This is a genomic window from Microbispora sp. H13382 (assembly GCF_014161445.1).
Lineage (GTDB): Bacteria > Actinomycetota > Actinomycetes > Streptosporangiales > Streptosporangiaceae > Microbispora.
In genome coordinates, this window is record NZ_JABBXA010000005.1 from 396,185 (window position 1) to 416,004 (window position 19,820).

17 protein-coding genes and 2 pseudogenes are annotated in these 19,820 nt (G+C 71.5%); 8 read left to right on the forward strand and 11 right to left on the reverse strand.

What is annotated here, in order from left to right:
* The first annotated feature begins 5 nt into the window (after positions 1-5).
* A complete protein-coding gene (locus HHX41_RS13690) occupies positions 6-1,547 on the forward strand; it encodes an amidohydrolase family protein (protein ID WP_182906239.1) in 1,542 nt (513 codons plus the stop codon).
* A gap of 100 nt (positions 1,548-1,647) precedes the next feature.
* Here HHX41_RS13690 and HHX41_RS13695 read toward each other — a convergent pair whose 3' ends face one another.
* Positions 1,648-2,520 (reverse strand): alpha/beta fold hydrolase, encoded by an 873-nt coding sequence (locus tag HHX41_RS13695; RefSeq protein ID WP_182906240.1) that lies wholly within the window; start codon positions 2,518-2,520, stop codon positions 1,648-1,650.
* Between the two features lie 237 nt (positions 2,521-2,757).
* Positions 2,758-3,399, reverse strand: a complete 642-nt coding sequence (locus tag HHX41_RS13700) for a tetratricopeptide repeat protein (protein WP_182906241.1) — start codon at positions 3,397-3,399, stop codon at positions 2,758-2,760.
* 419 nt (positions 3,400-3,818) lie between these two features.
* Here HHX41_RS13700 and HHX41_RS13705 point away from each other — a divergent pair, with 419 nt between their 5' ends.
* The 3 genes from HHX41_RS13705 to HHX41_RS13715 are packed head-to-tail and all read left to right on the forward strand — an operon-like array spanning position 3,819 to position 6,583.
* Positions 3,819-4,979 (forward strand): alanine racemase, encoded by a 1,161-nt coding sequence (locus HHX41_RS13705; protein ID WP_220504048.1) that lies wholly within the window; start codon positions 3,819-3,821, stop codon positions 4,977-4,979.
* 18 nt (positions 4,980-4,997) lie between these two features.
* Positions 4,998-5,384 carry a Rid family detoxifying hydrolase gene (locus HHX41_RS13710; protein WP_182906243.1) on the forward strand — a complete coding sequence of 129 codons (387 nt, stop codon included), beginning with the start codon at positions 4,998-5,000 and terminating at the stop codon, positions 5,382-5,384.
* Between the two features lie 2 nt (positions 5,385-5,386).
* Entirely contained in the window at positions 5,387-6,583 is a 1,197-nt protein-coding gene (locus tag HHX41_RS13715) for a hypothetical protein (RefSeq protein ID WP_182906244.1), read from the forward strand.
* A 25-nt stretch (positions 6,584-6,608) separates the two neighbouring features.
* Here HHX41_RS13715 and HHX41_RS13720 read toward each other — a convergent pair whose 3' ends face one another.
* Together HHX41_RS13720 and HHX41_RS13725 are read right to left on the reverse strand one after the other, a co-directional pair.
* Positions 6,609-7,241 (reverse strand): hypothetical protein, encoded by a 633-nt coding sequence (locus tag HHX41_RS13720; RefSeq protein WP_182906245.1) that lies wholly within the window; start codon positions 7,239-7,241, stop codon positions 6,609-6,611.
* A 244-nt stretch (positions 7,242-7,485) separates the two neighbouring features.
* Positions 7,486-8,124, reverse strand: coding sequence for a helix-turn-helix domain-containing protein (locus tag HHX41_RS13725; protein WP_310741977.1), 639 nt, complete (start codon positions 8,122-8,124; stop codon positions 7,486-7,488).
* Positions 8,125-8,160: 36 nt separating this feature from the next.
* On the opposite strand from HHX41_RS13725, the gene HHX41_RS13730 reads away from it, so the two are divergent.
* Complete coding sequence (locus HHX41_RS13730) at positions 8,161-8,499, forward strand: rhodanese-like domain-containing protein (protein WP_169982991.1); 339 nt, start codon at positions 8,161-8,163, stop codon at positions 8,497-8,499.
* Between the two features lie 27 nt (positions 8,500-8,526).
* Here the strand turns inward: HHX41_RS13730 and HHX41_RS13735 are convergent, their stop codons facing one another.
* Positions 8,527-9,522, reverse strand: a complete 996-nt coding sequence (locus HHX41_RS13735) for a LacI family DNA-binding transcriptional regulator (protein WP_182906247.1) — start codon at positions 9,520-9,522, stop codon at positions 8,527-8,529.
* 39 nt (positions 9,523-9,561) lie between these two features.
* Positions 9,562-10,953, reverse strand: coding sequence for a GH1 family beta-glucosidase (locus HHX41_RS13740; protein ID WP_182906248.1), 1,392 nt, complete (start codon positions 10,951-10,953; stop codon positions 9,562-9,564).
* A 148-nt stretch (positions 10,954-11,101) separates the two neighbouring features.
* On the opposite strand from HHX41_RS13740, the pseudogene HHX41_RS13745 reads away from it, so the two are divergent.
* Positions 11,102-12,310, forward strand: a pseudogene (locus HHX41_RS13745) (RNA-guided endonuclease InsQ/TnpB family protein).
* A 43-nt stretch (positions 12,311-12,353) separates the two neighbouring features.
* Here HHX41_RS13745 and HHX41_RS13750 read toward each other — a convergent pair.
* The 3 genes from HHX41_RS13750 to HHX41_RS13760 all read right to left on the reverse strand — a co-directional run bounded on the left by HHX41_RS13750 (position 12,354) and on the right by HHX41_RS13760 (position 15,584).
* Positions 12,354-13,178, reverse strand: a complete 825-nt coding sequence (locus tag HHX41_RS13750) for a carbohydrate ABC transporter permease (protein WP_169982995.1) — start codon at positions 13,176-13,178, stop codon at positions 12,354-12,356.
* The gene (locus HHX41_RS13755; protein WP_169982996.1) at positions 13,171-14,220 is read right to left on the reverse strand and encodes a carbohydrate ABC transporter permease; all 1,050 of its coding nucleotides are present in this window, start codon (positions 14,218-14,220) and stop codon (positions 13,171-13,173) included. Before HHX41_RS13755 ends, HHX41_RS13750 begins: the two co-directional genes overlap by 8 nt.
* A 62-nt stretch (positions 14,221-14,282) precedes the next feature.
* Positions 14,283-15,584 carry an ABC transporter substrate-binding protein gene (locus tag HHX41_RS13760; protein ID WP_169982997.1) on the reverse strand — a complete coding sequence of 434 codons (1,302 nt, stop codon included), beginning with the start codon at positions 15,582-15,584 and terminating at the stop codon, positions 14,283-14,285.
* Positions 15,585-16,964: 1,380 nt separating this feature from the next.
* Between HHX41_RS13760 and HHX41_RS42290 the strand changes: the two are divergent.
* Positions 16,965-18,017, forward strand: a pseudogene (locus HHX41_RS42290) (glycosyl hydrolase); the annotation flags it as partial.
* A gap of 38 nt (positions 18,018-18,055) precedes the next feature.
* On the opposite strand, the gene HHX41_RS42295 reads toward HHX41_RS42290, so the two are convergent.
* Complete coding sequence (locus HHX41_RS42295) at positions 18,056-18,376, reverse strand: hypothetical protein (protein WP_396794510.1); 321 nt, start codon at positions 18,374-18,376, stop codon at positions 18,056-18,058.
* On the opposite strand from HHX41_RS42295, the gene HHX41_RS42300 reads away from it, so the two are divergent.
* A complete protein-coding gene (locus HHX41_RS42300) occupies positions 18,357-18,770 on the forward strand; it encodes a carbohydrate-binding protein (RefSeq protein WP_396704264.1) in 414 nt (137 codons plus the stop codon). The genes HHX41_RS42295 and HHX41_RS42300 overlap by 20 nt on opposite strands.
* Positions 18,771-18,853: 83 nt before the next feature.
* Here HHX41_RS42300 and HHX41_RS13770 read toward each other — a convergent pair whose 3' ends face one another.
* Positions 18,854-19,801, reverse strand: coding sequence for an AraC family transcriptional regulator (locus HHX41_RS13770; protein ID WP_182906251.1), 948 nt, complete (start codon positions 19,799-19,801; stop codon positions 18,854-18,856).
* Positions 19,802-19,820: the final 19 nt, after the last annotated feature.

The following is a 19,820-nucleotide window of genomic DNA, read 5'->3' on the forward strand; positions in this document are numbered from 1 at the left end:
GGAACGTGACCTTCGATGTGCTGATCAGCGGCGGCCGTGTCGTGGACGGGACCGGAGCCCCCGCGTTCCGCGCCGACGTCGGCGTGCGCGGGGGCCGGGTCGAGGCGGTGGGCCGCCTCGACCCGGCCGAGGCCCACGTCCGGATCGACGCGGCGGGCAGGCACGTGCTGCCGGGGCTCGTCGACTGCCACGCGCACGGCGACGCCGTCGTGTTCGACCCTCTCGTGCAGCACGCCGCGCTGCGGCAGGGGGTCACGACCTTCGTGCTCGGGCAGGACGGCCTGTCGTTCGCACCGGCCACCACCCCGGCCGCCTTCGCGTACGCGAGCCGCTACTTCGCGGCGGTCAACGGCGCGCACCCGCACGTGGACGGGCCGGTGAGCGTCGCCGACCTGCTCGCCGGATACGACGGCAGTACCGCGCTCAACACCGTCTACCTGCTCCCGCACGCGACGATCCGGTTCGACGTGATGGGTCCCGCGGAGCGGGCCGCGGACGAGGATGAGACGCGGTCCATGCTCCGCAGGGTCGAGACCGGCCTGTCCGAAGGGGCGGCCGGCCTGTCGTCGGGCCTGGAGTACGCCCCCGGCCGGTACGCCGACGCCGCCGAGCTGGCCGCGTTGTGCGCGCCGCTGGGCGGCCTGCCGTACGTGACCCACATGCGCGCCTACGGGGCGTCGGCTCCGGTGGGGGTGGCGGAGGTCGTGGAGATCGCCCGGCGGTCCGGTGCGGCCGTGCACGTCTCGCATCTCCACGGCCCGGCGTCCACCCTGCTGCCGCTGGTCGAGGACGCCCGGCGGCAGGACGTCGACCTGACCTTCGACACCTATCCCTACCTGCGCGCCAGCACGATCCTGGCGATGGTGACGCTGCCGCCGTGGGTGCCCGCCGCCGATCCCGGCCGGGCCGTGGCGATGCTGTCCTCGGAACGCGAACGTCTCGCCGCGGAGTGGGCGGATCGCGACGACCTGTGGCCGCGTATCACGCTCTCGCACGCCCCCGGCTTCGAGTGGGCCGAGGGGATGACCCTGCCCGCCGCCGCGGCGGAGTACGGCGCGACGGCGGCGGAGTTCTGCCGGGTGCTGCTGGCCGAGACCCGGCTCGAGGCGGGCTGCGTGCGGGCGCGCCCCGACGAGGGACCGGCGGGGGAGGAGTCGGTGCGGGCGGTCATGCGCCACCCCGCCCACACCGGCGGCTCCGACGGCATCTACGTGGGCGGCCATCCGCACCCGCGCGGCTTCGGCGCGTTCGCCCGCTACCTCGGCCGACACGTGCGCGAGCTCGGCGACCTCACCTGGGAACAGGCCGCCGTGCACCTGGCCTCCCACCCGGCGCGCCGCTTCCGGCTGCCCGACCGCGGCCTCGTACGTGCCGGCCAGGTCGCGGACCTGATCGTCGTCGACCCGGCCACGGTGGCGGACACGGCGACCTACGACGAGCCCCGGTCGCTCGCCGTGGGCGTGGACGACGTGCTCGTCGGCGGCGTGCCGGTGCTTCGCGGCGGCGCACTCACCGGGGCCACCCCCGGCCGCGCCCTGCGCCCCTGAGCCGTCTACGCCTGCTCGACGAGAACCCGGCGCAGCGTGGCCGCCTGCGCTCCTGGGTCGCCTGCGCCTGCTCGGTGAGGACCTGGCGCAGCGTGGCCGCCTACGCCTGCTCGGTCAGGACCTGACGCAGCGTGACGGCGAAGTTGTCCGGGTCGCCCGGCACGCCGTACGTGTCGTCGAGGAACCCGCCGTGGTTGCTCGGGAAGATCACGGGCTTGCCGCCGAGCCGCTCGGCGATCGCCGTGCCCGCGCGGCTGGCCAGCTGTCCCTCCGACTCGACGCCCACGCCGAGGACGACGCGGGTCGGGGCCGCGCGCAGCGCCTCGAAGTCGGGCTCGTAGTGCGTGCAGGTGATCAGGTTCTGCGCGAACATCACGTCGTCCCGCGAACCGTCGTCCTCCGCCGGCAGCCCGAACTCGGCCGGGTTCGGCCGGGGCTGGTCGGCGAAGTCCGCCGGGATCTCGCCCTGGTGACCCACGATCGCGAAGAACTTCACCATCGCCGGGCCGAAACCCTCCCGGTCGTACGTCCGCCGGATGTCGGCCACGGCGGCCAGCGCCTGCTCCCGGTCCGGCAGCACCTGGGCGGTCGGGGGCTCGTGCGCCACGAGCGTGCGCACCTGCTCCGGATGCCGGCTCACCAGCGCGAGGCTGTTGACCGCGCCTCCGCTGCTGGCGAAGATGTCCACCGGCCCGCCTCCGACCGCGTCGATCAGCCGGTGCAGGTCGTCGGCGTGCAGTTCGGGCGTCGACTCCCCGGCGTCGCCGGTCCGCGTGCTCCGCCCGCTCCCGCGCGGGTCGTAGGTCACCACCGTACGGTCCGGGAAGTGCCGCGCCAGGGCGGCGAATCCGGCGGCGTCCATCGGTGATCCGATCAGCAGCAGAACCGGCTCCGTCGTTTCCTCGGCCTCGCGCACGTCGTAGTGCAGAACGCAGCCGGGCACCTCAAGGGTGTAGGTCTTGGGCTCGGTCATGGGTGGTTCCTCCTCGACACGGGTGATCTGCCTGCTCGATCCGCCTGCGGAACGTGAAGCCCGCCGGCGCAGGGGATGGGCCCGGTCGGACTCCCCTGTGACGGCCATCACACCTTATCTCGAACATGTCATCGAACGATGGTCATTCGGCGGGATCGCCCGGCGCGGCGCGACCCGCCGGCCGCCGGGCCGTGGTCATAGGTCCGTGGTCACAGGCCCGTGGTCACAGGGCGGTGGTCACAGGGCGGTGCGCGCCTGTTCCACGTGCCGGGCGATGCCCCGGGCCCCGCTCGCCTTCGCGAGGTCGGCCGCCTCGTCGAGCAGCCGCATGGCGTGGTCCCGGCGGTTCTCCGCGGCGGCGATGTGGGCCAGCCCGACCAGGTTGGCGGCGACACCCGGCAGGAAACCGATCTCCCGGCGCAGCCGCACCGACTCCTCCAGCCGTTCCCGCGCCGCCTCCAGCCGCCCGGCCACGTGCTCGGCGATGCCCAGATGCCTGAGCGCGTAGGACATCGTCAGCGTGTCGCCGGCCGCCGCCGCGAGCTCGTGCGACCGCCGCAACGGAGCCCCGGCCGCCTCGTCGTCGTGCCGCACGACCTGGTGGAAACAGCCGACCCAGAAGAGCGCCTCGCCCTCGCCGCGTACGTCGCCGAGCCGCCGGTAGAGATCGGCGGCCCGCTCGAAGAGCTCGAGCTCGCGGGGGTCCTCCTCGCGGTCCTCCAGGAACCGCGCATGGGCGACCCGGCCGCGGGCCAGGGCGAGGTCGGCCTCCACCGCGTCCAACCCCCGTTCGGCCTCGGGAAGACCCGAGGCGTCGCCGCCGAAGACCGCCTGCTCATAGAGAGCGCCGGCCCGTGCGAGTCGTGGATCCTCGCTCATTTCGGTCCCATCCGTGATCGCCGCGGAACTCGTGCGCACTGCCGGACGGCACTGTAGCGATCCCCTACGACGATTCGGCGCGTTCCAGTTCGTGCGCCGCTGCTCCGGACGGCCCGGAGACGGCCCGGAGACGGCCCGGTGACGGCCCGGTGACGGCCCGGTGACGGCCCGGTGACGGCGCGGAGACGGCGCGGAGACGGCGCGGAGTCCGCCACCGCAGGCGTGGTCCAGTACGATCCACGAGGTGGTCTGAACCGGGACAGCGAGGGGGCGGCGTGGGTTTCGCGGACGGCCCCCCGGAGCGCGCCCCGCAGCACTCCTCGGAGCACTCCTTCGAGCAGTCCGAGCAGTCCGAGCAGGACACGGCGCGGCCGCGGGAGCTCCCGGAGATCGTCGTCGACGCGCGTACGCGTGGTTTCCTGTGGCCGGGCGAGCCGGTCAGCGGACGGGAGTTCGCCGCGGCGGGGCACTCCCTGTTCGACGGCTCGTTCACCTGGCCGGTCATGGTGGCGAGGCGCTCGGCCCTCGACCACAACATCGCGACGCTCGCCGACTTCGCCGGCCGGCACGGGCTCGCCCTCGCGCCGCACGCCAAGACCACGATGTCGCCCCAGCTCGTCCGGGCCCAGCTCGACGCCGGAGCCTGGGGGGTCACCGCCGCCACGGCGAGCCAGGTGCTCGTCCACCGCTCCTTCGGCGTCCCCCGGGTGCTGCTGGCCAACGAGATCCTCGACCGGGGCGCCCTGCGCCTGCTGGCCGGCGAGATCGGCCGCTTCGAGTTCCTCTGCTACGCCGACTCAATCGAGGGCGTGCGCGTGCTCGACGAGACGGCCGGCGAGCTGCCATTCCGGGTGCTGGTCGAGCTGGGCCACCCGGGCGGCAGGACCGGCTGCCGCGGCCAGGGCGAGCTGCTCGAGGTGGCCGGGGCGTTGTGCGAGGCGCCGGGGACCGAACTGGCCGGGGTCGCCGGATACGAGGGCACCCTGCGGACTGCCGACGAGGTCCGCGCGTACCTGCGCGACCTGGCGCGCGCGGCGCGGGCACTGGCGCCGCGGGTGGCCGGTCCCCTGGTGGTCTCCGCCGGGGGAAGCTCGTGGTTCGACCTGGTGGCCGAGGAGCTCGCGCCGCTGACCGCGGAGCTCGGCGCGACCGTGGTGCTGCGCAGCGGCGCCTACATCGCCCACGACGACGGCTTCTACCGCGAGACCACGCCGTACAACCGGCTGACGGGCGAACTGCGGCCGGCGCTGGAGGTCTGGGCCCAGGTCCTGTCCGTGCCGGAGCCCGGCCTCGTGCTGGTCGGCATGGGCAAGCGGGACGTGCCGTACGACCTGCACCTGCCTTCGCCGAAGGCCGTGCGGCGCGGTGGGGGCGAGGAACCGGCCGAGCCGCTGACCGGGGTGACGGTCGTCAAGCTGTGGGACCAGCACGCCTATCTCAGCGGCGAAGCCGGACTGCGCCCGGGAGACCTGGTGTCGTTCGGGCTCTCCCATCCGTGCACGGCTTTCGACAAGTGGCGCGTCATCCCCGTGGTGGACGACGACGACGTCGTGATTGATTTGATCAATACGTATTTCTGATCTTCCGGAGCGGTGACTATGGCTGGCAAGCAGGAGATCCGTACGGCCGAGGGCGCCCCGCCGATCGGGCCGTACTCGCAGGGCGTGGTGGCGGGCGACTTCCTCTACACCTCCGGGATGGGCCCGCTGGACCCGCGGACCGGCGAGGTCGTGGGCGACGACGTGGCGGCCCAGACGCACCGGACCATGCGCAACCTGGGGGCCGTGCTTGAGGCTCACGGCCTGACGTTCGACGACGTGGTGAAGGCGACGGTCCACCTGCAGCATGTGAAGGAGGACTTCGCCGCGTTCAACGAGGCCTACCAGACCTACTTCACCCGGCCCTACCCGGTGCGCACCACCGTGGGCTCCGATCTCCTGGACATCCTCGTCGAGATCGACTTCGTGGCGTACACGGGCCGTTGACGATGGACAGCGCCCTGTACGTCTTCGTCGAGGACCTGCGCGCGGAGGGCGTGCGCGGGCTGCTCGACCGGGCCTCGGCGTACGGCGTGCGAGGCGTCGCGGTGGCCGCGGCCTACCACCAGGCCAGGGATGTGACCCCGCACGGCGCCTCGCGGCTGACGCTGCGCCGCGACGGCGTCCACTTCCCCCCGCCGGACGACCTGTTCGGCGGGCTGCGCCTGACCCCGCCCGTGCAACCGGGAGCGGAGGACCGGCCCCTCGACGAACTGCGCCGGGCCTGCGCGGACCGGGGGATGCGGCTGCACGGCTGGACGGTGTTCCTGCGCAACGCCACGCTCGGCCTGGCCTGCCCGGACGTGACCGTGGAGAACTGCTTCAGCGACCACGGCTCCCCGGCCGACCTGTGCCCCTCGCACCCCGACGTGCGGGCGTACGCGGTGGCGCTGGCGCGGGCCGTCGCGCGGCAGGGGGTGGACACGGTCGTCGCGGAGTCGCTGCACTTCGGGCCCTTCTCAAGCGATCGGTGCTTCGTGGCGCTCGGCCCGATGGACGCCTTCCTGTTCGGCCTGTGCTTCTGCGCCCACTGCATGCGCCGGGCCGCCGACCTCGGGGTGAACGCCGAGGTGGCCAGGCAGGAGTGCGCCAGGATCGTCGCAGGCGTGCTCGACGGCGATCCTCCCGCGGAGGGCGAGGTCACGCGGGCGGCGCTGACGGCCTACGCGGGCCCGGAAGCGGTGGCGTACGCGCGGGCTCGCTCCGAGAGCGTCACGTCGCTGGTCGGCGAGGTGGCGGCGGCCGTGAGGGCCGAAGGCGCACGGCTGACGTTCACGGACGCGACGGGCGCGGTCAAGGGCCAGGCCCACGGACTGCCCTCGGCCGGTCTGGCCGCGCACGACTCCTGGCAGCTCGGGATCGACCTGGTGGCGCTCGGCGACCTGGTCCCGTCGTTCGCGGTCCTCGGGTACGCCAGGGACTCCGCCCGGGTGGCCGACGACGTCGCGGCCTACCGCCGGTCGGTGGGCAAGAACCCCGAGCTGAGGGTCGTGCTGCGCCCCGGCGCCCCGGACACCGACTCCGCCGACCGGCTGGCCGCCAAGGTCCGCGCCGCCCGTACGGCGGGGGCCGGGGCCGTCGACTTCTCCGCGTACGGCCTGGCGCCCTTCGACGCGCTCGGCCGCATCACCGAGGCGCTCGCCTGAAGCCGGGCCGACATACGTACCGAGGTTACGGTCGGCAGGCGAGAACGCCGGGTACGCGGCTGTAGCGGTCGACCCAGCCGGCGAGGCCGGCGTCGATGTAGCCGAGGCACTGCAGGATGGTGTGGTGATCGGCTTGCAGATGGCGGTGGTAGATCAGGCAGTGGTGAGCGATTTTGTTGCGCAGCACGCGTAGGTGGTCGAGGCTGCGGTGCAGTTCCCTGCGCCCGCCTTGGTAGCCGGGGAAGGCCCGGTGCAGGGCCGTACGCCACAGGCGTTGGTCGTAGTTGTTGCCGGGGCCGAGCAGGGAGGCCCAGAAGCCGAAGGGCAGTTCGTTCTCAAGCTGGTCGGCGGTGGCCGTACGGCCTTGCCTGCGCAGTTGATCACGGGCCTCACTGATCTTGCGCTGGGCGCCGAAGTGCAGGTCGGCATCCTCCCACCAGTCGGCCCGCTGGAACAGCCTCATCAACTCGCGGCTGAGGACGCTGCGCAGCGCGACCTCCAGGTACTGCAGTGGGCCGTAGAAGGCCGCGCAGATCTCCGTGTTCCAGCAGTGCAGGCGCAGCGCGGCCATGGTCTGTCCGTCGCACCGTGCCTCGTATTCGGCGATACGAGCGATCGACAGCACCTCCCGCAGCTGTATGGCCTCGGCCTCTTCCATTTCGCGCTCGTGCCCCCTGTGCTACTGTGAGTGACATAAGCCCCGGTGTTGCCTCTGCTACGGTACGCAGCCGGGGCACAGCTTTGTGTGAGCAAGGGTGCCACGGGCGCCTTGTTGCAGGGGTCGTCTCCGAGCAGGCCCTCGCGATCACACGCTCGCTCTGCCGGCACCATGGATCGCTCGGGTCTGGCCCGGTCCGGCTCCCGGCGAGGACCGGGCCGGTCGGCGGCCAGTGCCCCGGGTGTTACGGCCGGTCGGCGACCAGGGCGTCCGCGAGGACGGCGAGGCCGGCCGCGACCCGCGCGGCGTCGCACTCCCGCAGCACGGCGGTGACGTGCTCGGCCGCGAGCGGGGCGAGCAGCGCGTGGGCGAGGTAGCCGGCGTCCGCCTCCGGTCGCGCCTCGGCCAGCAGGATCGCCAGGTGGCGGTGCCAGAAACGGTAGGCGCCGATCCGATAGCGGGCGCCCGGGCTCGCGGTCTCCGACACGCGCAGCAGGTCGAGGTGCCCGAAGAGATAGCCGGCGTAGGCCGCCACGAACGCGCGCACCCGGTCGGCGGGTGAGGCGCCGGGCCCCAGCGGCGGCGGCCCGGACAGGATGCGCTCCTGCAGTTCCCGTTCCTTGTCGTCGAGCAGGGCCGCCACGAGTCCCGACTTGTCCCCGAACCGACGGAACAGCGTGCCCTTGCCCACCCCGGCCTCCGCCGCCACCGCGTCCATCGAGACCGCTTCGACTCCGTGCTCGCGGAACAGCCTCGCCGCCGCCTCCAGCACCCGTCGCCGGTTGCGGGCCGCGTCCGCGCGCTCGCGGGGCGGGTCCGCCATCAGGGAGGTGAGGTCTCTTGACGAACCGGACTGCGGTCCGGTAATTTCCGGGGTGTTCACGCAAACGGACTGTAGTCCAGTTAATTGGAGGACGCAATGACCGCTCTCATCGGCAGGGACGAGCTCAAGGCCGCCATCGACGCGGGCGCCGTCACCGTCGTCGACGCGCTCGGCGGCGACTACTACGCCCGGCAGCACCTTCCGGGCGCGATCCCGCTGACCGAGTCCGAGGTCGCCGAGCGGGCCGCGGAACTGCTGCCGGACAAGAACGCGCCGATCGTCACCTACTGCTCGAACCCGTCCTGCGCCAACAGTCAGGCCGTGGCCAACCGGCTGACCGCGCTCGGGTACACCGACGTGCGCAAGTACCGGGAGGGCATCCAGGACTGGGTCGAGGCCGGTCTGCCGGTCGAGTCGCTGACCACGGCGTCCTGACCACGGCGTCCTGACCACCGGGATCGCTCAGGCGGAGCCCCGGACGACGAGTTCGGTCGGGAGGATCACGGGGTCCGTCGGGCCGCCCTGGAACAGCCCCAGCAGCAGCCGGACCATCGCGGCGGCCTGCTCGATGATCGGGTGCCTGATCGTGGTCAGCGGGGGCTCGGTGTAGCGGGCCGCCTCGATGTCGTCGAACCCGACGACCGCCACGTCGTCCGGCACCCGGCGGCCCGCCTGACGCAGGGTCTGCAGCGCCCCGATGGCCATGAGGTCGTTGGCGACGAAGACGGCGTCCAGGTTCGGGTCGTCCTGCAGCAGATGACGCATCGCGACGGCGCCGGACTCCCGGGTGAAGTCGCCGACGGCGACGATCGACCGCCGGTCGGACTCGCGCAGGGCGTCACGGTAGCCCGTGAGCCGGTCCTGGCCGCCGATCATGTCCTGCGGCCCGGCGATCGTGGCGATGCGCCGCCGTCCGCTGTCCAGCAGGTGGCGCACCGCCTTCACCGCGCCGCCCACGTTGTCGTTGTCCACGTACGGCAGGGGCACCGGCACCGCCGGCCTGCCGTACGAGACTGCGGGGACGCCCATCCGCGCGATGGCGGCGGGCAGCGGGTCGGCGCCGTGCATCGAGATCAGCATGACCCCGTCGACGTGGCCGCTGGCGATGTAGCGCTCGATCCTCGCGTGACTCTGGGCCGAGCCGCCGAGCATGAGCACGACCTGCCGGTCGGCGGCCTCGAGTTCCAGACTGGCCGAGCGGATGACGGTGGAGAACATCGGGTCCTCGGAGAAGACCCTGGTCGGCGGCTCCGACACGACCAGCGCGATCGAGTCGGTCCGCTGGGTGACGAGGCTGCGCGCCGCCGAGTTGGGCACGTATCCCAGCTCGTCCACGGCGCGCATCACGGCATCCCTGATCTGCGGCGTCACCGTCATCTGCCCGTTGACGACCCGGGAGACGGTGGCGCGGGAAACCCCTGCCCGCGCCGCCACCGCCTCCAGAGTGGGTCGTTTCATTCATTCCCCCCTTGCGGTGCCTGACAAATCAAGCGTTCGTCAGGCACTCCCCAGCCCATTGCGTGCGATGACGTCTCGATACCACAGCGCGCTGTCCTTGGGAACGCGTCGCTGGGTCTCGAAGTCGATGTACACGATGCCGAACCTCTTGTGGTAGCCGTAGGCCCACTCGAAGTTGTCCAGGAGAGACCATACGAGATAACCCCTCAGGTCCGCTCCCGCGGCGATCGCGGCGTGCGCCGCCCGCAGGTGTCCGTCGAGGTAGCCGATCCGGTCGTCGTCGTGCACCCGATCGCCGTCGGGCCGGTCGTCGAAGGCCGCGCCGTTCTCCGTGACGAGCAGCCCGACCTCGGGGTAGTCGCGCGACAGCCGTACGAGCAGGGTCTCCAGGCCGGACGGCTCGATGGGCCAGTCCATCGCGGTCGTCGGGCCGGTCGGCGGCTCGAACCGGACGCCCTCGGTGCCGGGGAAGGCGGGGTTGGCCGGCTCGCCCGGCCGGGCCGACACGAAGGACGGGTTGTAGTAGTTGATGCCGAGCAGGTCGATCGGCTGGTGGATGACGGCCAGGTCGCCGTCGCCGATGTGGTCGAGGCCGCCGTGGCGCGCGGCGATCTCCAGCACCTCCTCCGGGTAGCGGCCCCGCAGCGCCGGGTCGAGGAACTGCCGGTTCATCAGCGCGTCCACGCGGGCGGCCTCCTCCTGGCCGTCGTCCGTCTGGATGATCGGCGCGAGGTTGAGGGTGAGCGCGATCTCGGCGGCCCCGGCCGCGCGCAGGGACTGCGCCGCCAGCCCGTGGCCGAGCAGCAGGTGGTGGGCCGCGCGGAACGCGGCCGCCGGGTCGCGTCTGCCCGGGGCGTGGACGCCGGAGCAGTAGCCGAGGAAGGCGGCCACCCACGGCTCGTTCAGCGTGGTCCACGTGCGGACGCGGTCGCCGAGCCGCTCGTGCACGACGGCGGCGTAGTCGGCGAAGCGCTGAGCCGTGTCCCGTACGGCCCAGCCGCCGGCGTCCTCCAGCGCCTGCGGCAGATCCCAGTGGTACAGCGTCGGGTAGGGCGTGATGCCGTGGGCGAGCAGCTCGTCCACCAGGCGGTCGTAGAAATCGAGGCCGGCGGCGTTGACCCGCCCCGCCCCGGTGGGCAGGATCCGCGGCCAGGCCACCGAGAACCGGTACGCCGCCAGGCCCAGACCGGCCATGAGCCGGACGTCGTCGGCGTACCGGTGGTAGTGGTCGCAGGCGACGTCGCCGGTGTGGCCGTCGGCCACGTTGCCCGGGACCTTCGAGAACGTGTCCCAGATCGAGGGGCCCCTGCCGTCCTCGGCGGCGGCGCCCTCGATCTGGTAGGCCGCCGTGGCGGCGCCCCAGACGAAGCCGTCAGGGAAAACCAACTTGGACGATCCGGTCCCCCGAGCAGCCATGGTCGTCGCGGTCATCACTAACCTCCGAGGAAACCCCGCCTTCAGGCGGGGGAGGAATCGGAGCCCTGCGGAGCAGGGCAGGGGTAGGCGTTTCGCCGCCAGGCGAATCGCCATACGAACAAACATGCGATCCGCAACCTGATCGAGTGGCATGATGTGCGGCATGGCGCGGATCGTGAAGCGGGCCTACAAGTACCGCTTCTACCCGACCCCGGAGCAGGCCGGCGAGCTTGCCCGGACCTTCGGGTGTGTGCGCCTGGTCTACAACAAGGCCCTGGAGGAACGGACCCGCGCCTACACGCTGCAGGGCCGCCGTGTGTCCTACGCGGAGTCCTCGGCCGCGCTCACCCTGTGGAAGAAGACACCCGAGTTGGCGTTCCTGGGCGAGGTGTCCTGCGTGCCGTTGCAGCAAGCCCTGCGGCACCTGCACGCGGGGTTCGCGAACTTCTTCGCGCGCCGGGCCAGGTACCCCACGTTCAAGTCGCGCAAGAAGTCGCGGGCCTCGGCGGAGTACACCCGCAGCGCGTTCCGCTGGCGGAACGGCCGGCTGTGGCTGGCGAAGATGGACGACCCGCTGGACATCGTGTGGTCGCGTCCGCTGCCGGAAGGCGCGGACCCGTCCACGGTGACCGTCTCCCGGGATGCGGCCGGGCGGTGGTTCGTGTCCATCCTCGTGGAGGAGAAGATCCCGCCTCTGGCCACCACCGAGCACGTGGTCGGGGTGGACGCGGGGATCAGCGCGCTGGTCACCCTGTCCCGGCCGATCGACGGCCTGACCGACGAGGACGGCAAGGTCGCCAACCCTCGGCATGAGTGGGCCGACCGCAAGCGCCTGGCCAAGGCGCAGCGGTCGCTGGCCCGCAAAGCCAAGGGCAGCGCGAACCGGGCCAAGGCCCGGCTCAGGGTCGCCCGCGTGTACGCGCGGATCAGCGACCGCCGCCGGGACTTCCTGCACAAGCTTTCGACTCGGCTCGTCCGCGAGAACCAAGCGGTCGTGATCGAGGACCTGACCGTCCGCACCATGGTCCGCAACCACTGCCTCGCCCGGGCGATCTCCGACGCCTCCTGGCGACACCTGCGGTCGATGCTGGAGTACAAAACGGCCTGGTATGGGCGGGAGTTGCTGGTCGTGGACCGGTGGTTCCCCTCCTCCAAGCTGTGTTCCGCCTGCGGGGTGCTGGCCGGGTCGATGCCGCTGAACGTCCGGACCTGGCAGTGCGCCTGTGGCGCAACCCATGACCGGGACGTCAACGCCGCCACGAACATCCTCGCCGCCGGGCTGGCGGAGAGGTGAAACGCCTGTGGAGCTGGTGTAAGACCTCAACGAGAGTCCTCTCGGACGGGGCAACCGGCAGCGAAGCAGGAAGTCTGACCGGCAACGGTTGGAATCCGGGCCCTGCAGGGCCGGGAGGATGTCAACCCTTCACAGCTCCCTGCATGATTCCTCCGATGATCTGTTTGCCGAGCAGGACGAAGATGAGCACCAGCGGCAGGGTCGCGACCGCCGTGCCCGTGAGGCCGAGCGTGAAGTCCCGCACGTAGCCGCTGGCGAGCTGCGACAGCGCGACCTGCACGGTTGGATTGTCGGGGGTGAGGACGACCAATGGCCAGAAGTAATCATTCCAGGCCGTCATGAACGTGAGCATTCCGAGCACCGCCGCCGCCGGCCGGGCGGCGGGGAGCACGACGTGCCAGAACAGCCGGGCCGTGCTGCACCCGTCGATCCGGCCGGCCTCCAGCAGCTCGGTGGGCAGCGCGCGGCTCAGGTACTGCGTCATGAAGAACACGCCGAACGCGTTGACCAGCGCCGGGACGATCACGGCGTACATCGTGCCGGTCCACTCCAGCTTGATCATCAGCATGTAGAGCGGGATGATGCCGAGCTGCGTGGGGACCATCATCGTCACGACGGTCATCAGCAGGAGCGCGTTGCGCCCGCGGAAGCGCAGCTTGGCGAACGCGAAGCCGGCCAGCGTGGAGAAGAACATCACCGACACGGTGATCGTCCCCGCGACCACGAACGAGTTGAGCAGCGCCAGCGCGAACGGCGCGGTGTCGAAGACCCGCTGCACGTTGGCGAAGAAGTTGCCGCCGGGCAGCAGTGGCGGCGGCACCTCGGCCAGCGCCGCGTTGTCGTGCGAGGCGACGATCACACTCCAGTAGACCGGGAACGCCGAGAAGAACGCCACCGCCACGAGGGTGAGATAGGTGAGCGGATGCCCGCGTAGCGCCTTAAACATCCAGACCTCCACGCATGCGCCGGACGACGAGGTAGTTGAAGCCCACGACCACCACCACGAGGAGGAACATCATCCACGCCGCCGCCGAGGCGTAGCCGAACTCGAAGCTGCGGAAACCCTTCTCGTACAGGTAGAGGGCGAGGGTCTGGAACTGGCGGTCGGTGCCGCCGGTGGCCGCCGCGCCGTTGCTGACCTGCGCGCCGAACAGCAGCGGCTCGGCGATGATCTGCATCGACCCGATCGTGGTGACGATGACCGTGAAGATGACGGTCGGCCGGATCATCGGGAGCGTGATGCCCCACAGCTGCCTGAGGCTGGACGCGCCGTCGAGGGTCGCCGCCTCGTAGATCTCCTTGGGCACGGCCTGCATGGCGGCGAGGTAGATGAGCGCGTTGTAGCCGGCCCACCGCCACATGATCATGACCGCGATGGCGACGTGCGAGCTGGCCACGCCCGCCTGCCAGTTGATCCGGCCGAACCCGAGCCAGTCGAGGACCATGTTGATCAGGCCGAAGTCGCGCCCGAAGAGCTGGCTGAAGATGACCACCACGGCCACCACGCTGGTCACGTTGGGCAGCAGGAGCGTGATGCGGAACAGCGTCTGCGCCCGCAGCGGCCGGTTCAGCAGGTGTGCGAGCACGAGCGCGAGCAGCAGCTGCGGCACCGCCGACAGGACGCCGATCGACAGCGTGTTGAACGCCGCGTTCCAGAAGTAGCCGTCGGCGAACAGCGCGGTGTAGTTGTCCAGGCCGATGAACGGGTTGTCGCTGCTCAGCAGGTTCCAGTCGTGCAGCGACACCCAGGCCGTGTAGATGAGCGGGAAGATGCCGAAGGCCGCGAAGAGCAGGAAGAACGGCGCGACGTACGCGTACGGCGAGGCCTGCCGGTCCAGCCGGTGCAGGCGGGAGCGCCAGCCCGACGCCGTCGTCGCCGGGGCGGGACCACCCGTGCCCGAAGGGCCGCTGGGGGACGACTGTGCGGCCGGAGGGCCGCCGGGGGAGGGCGCCACGGTCCGCACGGACCCGCCCGGGGGTGTTGCCATGGGAGATCCTCCTTCGGGAGGGCCCCCGAGCGTGGTCGCCCGGGGGCCCTGCCGGCGACGGGCTACTTGATCGCTTCCAGGTCCTTGAGGACCTGGGCCCACGCCTCGTCGGGCGACTGCTTGCCCTGCTCGACCCGGCCGATACCGTTGCCGATGGCCGTACGCACGTCGCCCTCGCGGGGGCCGAGGTGCTGCGGCTTGAGGTTCTTCGCGGCGTCGGAGTAGATCTTGCCGACGGGGGCGTCGTTGAAGAAGTCCTTCGTGAAGTTCTGGATGTCGGGCTGGTCGTACAGCGAGGGGATCGACGGGAAGTTGCCGATCGCCTTGAACACCGCGGCCTGGTTCTGCGCCGAGGTCAGGAACTCGATCAGCTCGGCGGCCTCCTTGGGGTGCTTGCTCTGCTTGGGCACCGTGAGGTGGGAGCCGCCGGAGTTGCCCGCGCCGCCGGGGACGGTGGCGATGTCCCACTTGCCGGCCGAGTCCTTGGCCTGGTCCTGGATGTAGGCGGTCATCCACGCGGGGCAGATCACGGTCGCGAACGAGCCCTTGGCGAAGCCGGTGTTCCACTCGGGCGTGAAGGCCCCGATCTTGGCGGACAGGTCGGCGTCGATCATCTGGATCGACAGGTCCCATGCCTTCTTCACGTCGGGGTTGGTGGCGACGACGATGTTGTCCTGCGCGTCGTACACGCCGACGGGGGCCTGGGCGATGATGGCACGGAAGATCTCGCCGGGGCTGTCGAAGAACTTGGCGTCCTTGGGCGCCTTGGCGGCGAACTTCCTGCCGGTCTCGATGTACTGCTCCCAGGTGGGCCACAGGGCCGACACCTCGTCGCGCTTGCTCGGCAGGCCGGCCTGCTCGAACAGGTCGGTCCGGTAGCACATGGCCAGGCCGCCGACGTCGGTGCCGAGGCCGAGGAGAGCGCCACTGGGGGCCAGGCCCTGCTGCCACTTCCAGTCGAGGTACTCGCCCTGGCGCTTGTCGAGGCCGTACTGCTTGAGGTCGGTGAACTTGTCGGGCTGCGAGGTGAACTGGCTGATGTAGCCCACCTCGATCGCCTCGACGTCCGCGGCGCCCGCCCCGGTGGCCAGGTGCGCGGCGAGGTTCGTGTGGTGGTCGGCGAACGCCGCCTGGCGCTCCTCGATCTCGACGTTCGGGTGCGTCTTCTTGAACTCCTCGTACAGCGGCTTGAAGCCGAAGTCGCCGAAGAGGCCGACGCTGAGTTTGACCTTCTCGGTGGACTGGCCGCCGCCGGCCCCGGTGTCGGATCCGCCTCCGCCGCACGCCGTGAGCGTGAGCAGGGAGGCGGCGAGCATGGGGGCGACGAACCGGACGGCCCGGCGGCCCGGGTGGGGAGTGCCCATGAACCCTCCTTGGGTTCCGCATATGTAATCGATCTTGAAGAGAGCGCTCTCGCACAAGAGTGGGAGTCGGCCGTGAGGTCGTCAAGGGCTGGATCAGTAACGATTGCCGTTATCTCCAGACGGTGAAACCGCTGGTGAGAGCGCTCCCACGGCTATCGGCGCAGCGTGCGGGGGTCCCGTCACGGCCCGGCGGGATGGGTCGCCGGAGTGCGGATCGGTCGCCGGGCCGCGGGCCGAACCCGAAGAGAGAGCGTTTTCTCGATCTTCGTGAAACTTTCTCTCCCCGTTGACAAGGGGTTGCATCCCGCTTAACGTCAGCGACGCTGAGAGCGCTTCCAGCGTTGCTGCCGGATTACGGGCCGGCAGGAGTTCCGCCTCCCGCAGTCGTTAACCCCCCAGCGGAGGTCGCACATGCCACTCCGTCCTGTCAGGACCCTCGGCCTCGCCGTCCTGACCGCCCTCACCCTGTCCCTGCCCGCCCTGCCCGCCGGTGCCGCCACGGTCCCGGTCGGCGCGGGCGGCTACACCACCGACCTGCCCGCCGGAGCAAGCGGTCCCGCCAACTCCGCCGGCGCTCCGGTCACGCCCAAGGTCACCTCGAGCGTCACCCGCAAGGTGCCCACCAACGACTGGTGGTCGTCGCTCGCCTTCCAGCGGTACGCCGCGAACCCGTACTCGGAGAACATGTACGGCCACCCGCTGACCTTCCGTGCGGTGGCCGGCGGGCTCGAGGTCAGCTACCCCACCACGCCGTTGATCAGCTCCGACGGCCGGCAGTACGAGTTCCCGCACGCCCGCGACCTCACGCTGGGCGTGACCGGCCTGAACTCGCCCGACACCAAGGTGGACGACTGGTCCGACTGGACCGTCACGCCGTACTGGTCGGACGGCGCGCGCTCGCTGAAGGCGACGATCGGCCACGGCCTGCCGTACGTCTACGCGACGCCGAGCGGCGGCGACGCCCGGGTCGCGTTCGTGGCCACGCCCACGGTCTGGGCCGATCGGGGCAACGTCCTCGGCGTCACCGTCAACGGCCACCACTACGGGATCTTCGGGCCGTCCGGCACCGACTGGAGCCTCAGCGGCACCGTGGCGACCGACGCGCTCGGCGGGAAGAACTACTTCTCGGTCGCCGTGCTGCCCGACGCGTCCGCCTCGACGCTCGACCTGTTCGCGAAGTACGCCTTCAGCTTCGTCACCGGCACGAGGGTGACCTGGTCGTACGACGAGACGTCGGCGCGGCTCACCACCACCTACACGGCGACCACCTCGGCTAAAGAGGGCACGCAGACCGGCACGCTGCTGGCGCTCTACCGCCACCAGTGGCTGGCCACGAGCAGCCCGCTGACGTCGTACACGTACGTCTCGCCGCGCGGCACGATGAAGCTGCGCGAGGGCACGTCGTTCACCACCGCCCAGACGTTCCACGGCGTGCTGCCGTCACTCCCCGACCTCGGCGCGTACGACAGGACGCGGCTCGGGACCTACGTCAGGCAGGAGGCGAACGCCGCCGACCCGTGGAAGGGCGCGACCGACACCTACTGGACCGGCAAGGCGCTCGGCCGCCTCGCCCAGCTCGTGCCGATCGCCGACCAGCTCGGCGACACGACCTCCCGCGACAAGCTGCTCGGCCTGCTCAAGGGGGAGCTGGAGAGCTGGTTCACGGCCGGGGGAGCCGAGCAGTTCCGCTACGACGCCACGTGGGGCGTGCTCACCGGCTACCCGGCCTCGTACGGCAGCGACACCGAGGTCAACGACCACCACTTCCACTACGGCTACTACCTGATGGCCGCCGCGACCGTGGCGAGGTACGACTCGTCCTGGGCGGCGAGCTGGGCGCCGATGGCCAAGCTCCTGGCCGCCGACGCCAACAACGGGGACAGGTCGGAGACCCGGTTCCCGTTCCTGCGCAACTTCGACCCGTACGCCGGCAACGGCTGGGCGTCGGGGCACCAGGGGTTCGCGGCGGGCAACAACGAGGAGTCGTCGTCGGAGGCGATGAACTTCGCGACCGGGGCGATACTCCTCGGCGCGGCGACGGGTGACACCGCCCTGCGTGACCTCGGCGTCTACCTCTACACGACCCAGTCGTCGGCCATCGCGCAGTACTGGTTCGACAAGGACGACGCGGTCTTCCCCGCCGGGTTCGGGCACGACACGGCCGGCATGATCTGGGGCTCCGGCGCGGCGTACTCGACCTGGTGGACGGCCAACCCCGAGGAGATCCACGGGATCAACATGCTGCCGGTCACCGGCGGGTCGCTCTACCACGGGCTCTACCAGGCCGACGTGAAGCAGAACCTGTCCGAGATGGAGGCGAACAACGGCGGCCCGGCCGTCGAGTGGAAGGACGTCGTGTGGCAGTTCCAGGCGCTCGCCGACCCGGCCGCGGCCAAGAGCGCGTGGGACGCCGGATACACGACGCTGGCGCCCGAGTCGGGCGAGTCGCTCGCGCACACCTACCACTGGATCTACAACCTGGCCAGGATGGGCACGGTCGACTCCGGCGTGACCGCCGACAGCACCACCGCCGCCGTCTTCGCGGGCGGCTCCACCCGGACGTACGTCGCGCACAACTTCGGCACGTCGGCCAGGGTGGTGAGGTTCTCGGACGGCAGGACCCTGACCGTGCCGGCCCGGTCCACCGCGACCAGCGCGGGCGGGTCCACCTCGCCGTCCCCGTCGCCCTCGCCGTCTCCGTCACCCTCCCCGTCACCCTCGCCGTCCCCGTCTCCTTCCCCTTCGGGATCCCCGTCGCCCGCTCCGGGCGGGGTGGACGCCCGCTCGACCATCCAGGCCGAGGCGTACCAGGCGCAGAGCGGCACGCAGACGGAGACGACCCAGGACGCCGGCGGCGGCCAGAACGTCGCCTACATCGGCAACGGCGACTGGCTGCGCTACGACAACGTCGACTTCGGGTCGACCGCGGCACGGCAGTTCAAAGCCAGGGTCGCCTCCGGCGCGGCGGGCGGCGTGAGCGGCCTCGTACAGGTGCGGCTCGACAGCCCGACGGCGGCCCCGATCGGCGACTTCGCCCTCGGCAACACCGGCGGCTGGCAGAGCTGGACGACGATCCCCGCGAACATCACGGGCGTCACCGGCAGGCACACCGTCTACATCACCTTCAGCAGCGGCCAGCCGGCCGACTTCGTCAACCTCAACTGGTTCACGTTCGCCACATCCTGATGAAAGGGCCTGACGAACGGCCCTGACGAACGGCCCGCGGTGGGCGGCACGCCGGGAACGGCGTGCCGCCCCAGCGGCGGCTTTCAGCCGGTCGCGCGTCTCAGGCTCTCGCGGTACCGCTGAGGGCTCACGCCGTGTTCCCGCTTGAAGGCCGCGCTCAGCGCGAAGGCGGTGCCGTACCCCACCCGGCGGGCCACCGCCTCGAGCGTCGCGTCCGTCTCACGCAGCAGGTCGGCCGCCTGCGCCAGCCGCAGCCCGGTCAGGTAGGCCATCGGCGGCTCGCCGACGAGCCGCCCGAAGCGCTGCGCCAGCGCGGCGCGGGAGACCCCTGCCCGGCCGGCCAGCTCGGCGACCGTCCAGGGGTGGGCCGGGTCGGCGTGCAACATCCGCAGCGCCGGCCCCACCACCGGGTCGCCGTGCGCCCGGTACCAGCCCGGGGCCCGCGCGCCGGGGCGGGAGAACCAGGTCCGAAGCACGGCGATCAGCAGCAGGTCGAGCAGGCGGTCGAGCACCACCTCCTGACCCGGCTCGTCCTTGACGATCTCGCGGCCGAGCAGCGTGACCAGGGAGCCGTCCCAGGAGTCGCCGCTCAGCACCAGCAGCGTCGGCAGCGCCGCCAGCAGCCGATGGGTGACCGCGCCGCGCATCTGGTAGGTGCCGATGAGCATCACGGCTGAACCGTCGGGGTCGTTGCCCCAGTTGCGCGTGCCAAGGGCCATCTCCGCCGACATGCCGTGGCCGTCCGGCGTGGTGCAGACCTGCCCGGGGTGGATCACGACCTGCGGCGCGGTCGCGGGATCGTCGGCGACCGTGTAGTGGCCGGGCCCGCGCACGACGGCCACGTCGCCGGGCCCCACCCGTACGGCCCGCTCCCCGTCCGGGGTGATCCACGCCTGGTCGCGCACCATCGCGACCAGGCACAGCGGCGCCTCGTCCTGGATGCGCACCGACCAGGGCGGGCTCAGCGTCGCCCGCAGCAGGAACGCCCCGCGCGCCCGGGGCCCGTCCAGGAGATCGGCCAGCGCGTCCATGCCGGGAATCGTAGACGCC